This is a genomic window from Mesorhizobium sp. M2C.T.Ca.TU.002.02.1.1, from assembly GCF_003997225.1.
On the sequence record NZ_RZTO01000455.1, the window covers coordinates 1 to 4,991 of the forward strand.

General features: G+C 65.2%; 4 protein-coding genes. 1 reads left to right on the plus strand and 3 read right to left on the minus strand.

Annotation, left to right across the window (positions count from 1 at the left end):
• Positions 1–237: 237 nt before the first annotated feature.
• The 3 genes from EOD07_RS22055 to EOD07_RS22065 form a co-directional block, all read right to left on the minus strand.
• Positions 238–1,704 (minus strand): MATE family efflux transporter, encoded by a 1,467-nt coding sequence (locus EOD07_RS22055; protein WP_127236974.1) that lies wholly within the window; start codon positions 1,702–1,704, stop codon positions 238–240.
• 211 nt (positions 1,705–1,915) lie between these two features.
• Positions 1,916–3,397: an esterase-like activity of phytase family protein gene (locus EOD07_RS22060; RefSeq protein ID WP_127236975.1), complete on the minus strand. Its 1,482-nt coding sequence runs from the start codon at positions 3,395–3,397 to the stop codon at positions 1,916–1,918.
• Positions 3,398–3,553: 156 nt separating this feature from the next.
• The gene (locus tag EOD07_RS22065) at positions 3,554–4,579 is read right to left on the minus strand and encodes a LacI family DNA-binding transcriptional regulator (protein WP_127236976.1); all 1,026 of its coding nucleotides are present in this window, start codon (positions 4,577–4,579) and stop codon (positions 3,554–3,556) included.
• Between the two features lie 197 nt (positions 4,580–4,776).
• Between EOD07_RS22065 and EOD07_RS22070 the strand changes: the two genes are divergently transcribed.
• A partial coding sequence (locus EOD07_RS22070; RefSeq protein WP_164772420.1) for a Gfo/Idh/MocA family oxidoreductase occupies positions 4,777–4,991 on the plus strand: 215 nt, incomplete at its 3' end.

The following is a 4,991-nucleotide window of genomic DNA, read 5'->3' on the forward strand; positions in this document are numbered from 1 at the left end:
GCCGGTGATCGGCATCGGCATCCTGTCGGGCCTGGCCAACGCCACCGTGGCAAGCCTGGCCTTTGCCGGCATGATCATCGTCTTCTCGCTGGTGGCGATCGGTTTCGGCGTCAAATACGCGCGGTAGGTCTTAGAGCGGTTCAGCGTTTCGATAGAATCGCGAAACCGCTCTAACTCTTTGTTTTCGCGCAATTCCGGACGGAAAACCGCTGCGCACTTTTCCTGGAATTGCTATAGCTATTCTGTCTCCGGCAGGAGTTGCGCGCGCTGGCGCGGCACGCCGAGGCCGGTGTCGGGCGGCTCGCCGGCGGCCGGCCGGTCCTCGATCATATGCATCGTGCGCCAGCGGCCGAAGCGGTAATAGGCGGCGGCGAGCACGAGCGAGGCGATCGAGCCGGCCGGAAAGCTCCACCACAGTGCTTCCTGGCCAATGACGCTGCGCATCGAATAGGCAAAGCCGGTGCGGATGATCAGCACCGAGATGATCAGGATGATCAGCGGCGGCATGACGGCGCCGGTGGCGCGCACGGTGGCGAACAGCACGATGGTGACGCCGAACAGGATGAACGACCAGGACGCCGCCTTGTTGATGTGGGCGGCGATGTCGATCGCCGCACTGTCGTTGCTGAGGAAGAGGCCGAGGACCGGGCGGTCGAAGGCGAAAAGCAGCGCCACCAGCGCGCCGGTCAGCACCAGGTTGAAGCCGACGCCCGAGGCCGCGACCTTGCCGATGCGGTCCCAGCGGCCGGCGCCGACATTCTGCGCCGCCATCGAGGAAACGGCGGCGCCGATCGCCAGCGCCGGCATCTGGATATAGGTCCAGAGTTGGGCCGCGATGCCGTAAGCGGCGGCGACCTGCGAGCCATAGGAGTTGACGATGCCCATCACCGTCAGCGCGGCGGCCGAGATGACGATCATCTGCAAGCCCATCGGGACGCCCTTGAAGACGACGATGCGCAACAAGGCCGGATCGGGCCGAAGCAAGGCGAGGTCGGCGCCTGCCAGCCGCAGTGGGTGTTTGCGCACATAAAGCACGACCAGGATGGCGATCACGCTGATCGTCTGGCCGATGAGCGTCGAGGTCGCCGAGCCGGCGATGCCGAGTTCGGGGAAGGGGCCGGTACCGCGGATCAGCAGCGGATTGAGCACGACGTCGAGCACGACCGCCAGCGCCATGAAGACGAACGGCGTTCGCGAGTCGCCGGCGCCGCGCAGCACGGTCATGACGAAGGACAAGAGATTCATCATTGGCACGGCGACGAAGATGATGCGCAAGTATGCGCGCGCCAGCGGCAAGGCGTCCGCCGGCGTGCCGAGCCCGGTCAGGATGGCGTCGACCCAGACCCAGCCGCAGATGGCGAACACGACCGAGACGAGGAAGAAGAAGGTGGCGCTGGTGCCGACGATGCGCTTCGCCTTGGGCAGGTCGCGGGCGCCGACCGATTGCGCCACCAGGATGGTCGCCGCCATGCCGATGCCGAAGACGGTGCCGAGGATGAGGAACAGCACGAGATTGGCGTTGGAGGTCGCCGTCAGCGCCGCTTCGCCGAGGAAGCGGCCGACCCAGACCGCGTTGATCGAGCCGTTGAGCGACTGCAGCACGTTGGACCCCAGAACCGGCAGCGCGAACAACAGCAGCGTGCGCGGGATTGGGCCGCTGGTCAGGTCGTGGGTCCGCCTTCGAGCGGGCTTGTCGTCATCCATGGCAGCACCGAAAATGAATCAGGCCCGCGATGCTATCGCAGGCCTGAAGCTCATGCATCCCTTCCGCGCCCGGCCGTATGCCGCTCGGCACACGACCCGAAGCAGAACTAAAGCGCGTCGCGATCTTTCAGCTTCGCTCCATGCGCTTTAGGTTTTTGATTTTGCGCATGTCTTTATCCCGAAACCGGTTCCCACTTTCGGGAGACATGCTTCAGTTCGCGGCGAGGCTGTTCCCGGACAGTCCAGGCAGGGTGACCTGATAGACCAGGAAGGTGGTGTCGACATCGGCGCCGTCCTCGGCCTTGTAGGGCGCGCCGACCTGGAAGCCGTCCTGGGTGAGGAAATCGTTGTCGTTGGCGACGAACAGGAAATAGTCGTCGGGCAGCTTCGGATCGAGCACGGAGACCAGCGACATCGCCTCCCATTTCTCCGAGAGGTTGTTCCTGTCGTTCGGCGCGCCATCGTGCAGGCCGAAGCGGCCGAGCTCGCCCTTGTCGTTGATGTCGATGAAGGAGGTCAGCTTGGCCGGCGTCACCGACGGGTCGAGCACGCCCTTCGGCGCAACCGGCTTGTCGGCGGCGTCGAACGGGCCGTTGGCGATGTCGGTGGCGGCCGAGAGGTCGACGATCTCGATCTTGCGGTAGACCGACTCGTCCCCCTTGAGACCCTGGCCGTTGCCCGAGTCCCGCGCCAGCATCAGGAAGCTCTTGTCGGAGAGGGCGACGATCTCGCTCTGCGCCGCGATCTTGGTCTTGCCCTTGGCGTCCTTGAACACCGGCAGCGGCACGACATATTCATGCGCCAGCTTGAGGTGGGCGAGGTCGGACGCATCATAGACCAGCGCGCGGGTGTTCTGGCGCGTCGAGCCGGAATCGCCACCATCCTGGCGGGCCGCCGACTGCAGCACGGCGATCAGGAACTTGCCGTCCGGCGTCATCGACATGCCTTCTAGGCCCTGGTTGTTCTGGCGGCCGGTTTCGGGATCCTTCGGATCGGGCTCGGCCGCGCCCGGGCCAGGATTGTCGGAAGCGAAGTTCGGCTTGCCATGGCGCATCGGCACCAGCGCGGCCGGCGGCTGGGTCGCCGACATCAGGCGGCCTTCGGCCGAGAAGCGGTAGATGTTGGGGCCATATTCGTCGGAGATGAACATCGTGCCGTCCGGCAGGCGCACGATCGCCTCGTCGTCCAGCGCCAGCTTGCCATTGTCGGCCTGCGGCAGGATCGGCATGTCGCCGGCGGCTTCGCGCACGCCGTTCAGCGGATCGAGGCCGGTGGTGTCGGCGCCCTTGTCGTCGGTCAGGAGCATGGTGTCGGAGAGTGTCGCCTTGACGCCGGTCTGTTCCTGTCCGGTGGCGGGCGCGGCACTTGGAGCGGTCGCGGTCAGCTCGATGGCGATGGTGTTGAGGCGCGGGCGATAGTCGGTGGTGCCGACGACATTGTAGCCGCGATCCGGCAGCAGCCAGAGCGAGCCCTTGTAGCTGGCGCCGTCGCGCGCCCAGGACTTAGCGTCGATCGACATGCCGGAACCCGAACCGAAGGTCTCGCCGAACTTGTCCTTCTGACTGGCCGGAATGCGGCCGACGCCGACGAGCCCCTTGTTGACATAGGCGACGCCGTCGGCGAGCGCCGGGGTCAGCGTGGTGAACAGGGCAAGTGCCGCGCCAAGCGCGACGGTTCGGTTGAGACGTTTCATCGATATCCCCTTCGTGACGAGCAGAGCGGCCATTGGCTCAAAAGGGCGCGGCATCGACGATGCGGGCAGCCCTTGCCGTCGAGCGGTCTAGGACGTGAACGTGATGGTTGCGTGACAGTTTCCTTCTCCCACAAGGGGAGAAGGGAAAGCTCCGCCTCAATCACTCTCTCTGGCGACCAGTTCCAGCGGCCACACCTCGCGGATGATGCGCGTGCCTTCAGGGCCGGCAAAGGCGGGAAGGGAGGCGAGCAGCATTTCGGCCAGACGCCTTCCCATCGGCTCCAGCGACGGACGGAAGGCAGTCAGCGCCGGCGAGAAGTAGCGGCAGAGCGGCGTGTCGACGATGACGATCACCGCGATGTCGTGGCCGGGCCTGATGCCCATCTCGGCCAGCGCCTTGCAGCCGCCGAGCGCCATTGCGTCATTGTTGAAGATGATGGCTGTCGGCCGGTCCTTGGAGAGCATGACGCGCGGCGTCACCTGATAGCCGCCGGTCTCGTTGATGAAGCCGTCGGCGATCATGCCGGGGTCGACTTCGATGCCGTGCCGCTTCAGCGCCTTGCGGTAGCCGTCGAGGAACAGGTAGCCGAAGTTGAGATCGAGCGAAGGGCGGATGGCGGCAATGCGGCGGTGGCCGCGCGCGACCAGCCGGTCGACGGCTTCCTCACCCGCCCTCTCGAAATCGATATCGAGCGAAGGATAGATGTCGCCGCCGGATTGACTTCGGCCAAGCGTGGCGAAGGGAAATCCGGCCTTGCTGAGATAGTCGATCCGATCGTCTTCCCGCCGCGTGTTGGCCAACACGACCGCGTCGGCCCGGCGCGTCTCAACCACGCGGCGCAGCCTCTCCGGTTGATATTGGCCGGGCTCGCCCATGACGACCATCAGATCCAGGTCATGCTCGGCGAGCCGCGCCTGCAGACCGGTCAGGAACGGGATGAAGAACGGCTCGCCATATTGCTGGTCGCCGGGATGCGGTTGCAGCATGAAGGCGATCGAATGGGTGGCGCCTTTCCTCAGGCTGCGGCCCGACTGGTTGGGCGAATAGTTCAGCTTTCTGGCCGCCTCCAGCACGCGCTGGCGCGTCTCGGCATTGACATCGGCGCGACCGTTCAGCGCGCGCGACACGGTGCCGATCGAAATGTTCAGATGACGCGCGAGATCGTGGATGCTGGACGCCAAGGCCGGTTCTCCCCCTGTCTTCGCTAGCACCGGCCGCCCTTCAGGCCAAGCAGTGGATGTCGATTTTCGCGAGCAGCCGATTGACATTCTACGTCATCGGGTGTGTTCTCGTAAACGTTTACGGAAAAACGTTTACGGTGATGCCGGAAATGCCGTGACACTCGGCCTGGAGGGGCCGAGCCGAGGAGGAGCGCTGGATGATGAAGGTCGTCCTGGTCGGGTGCGGAGCCATGAGCAAGCAGTGGCTCGATGCCGCAAGGCGGATCGACGGGCTCGCCATTGCCGGCCTTGTCGATCTCGATGCCGACCGGGCGCGAGCGAGGGCGCGCGAGTACGATCTTGGCAGCGCCGTCATCGGCACCAGCCTCGATGCCGTTCTCGACGAGACGAAGCCCGACGCCGTGTTCGATGT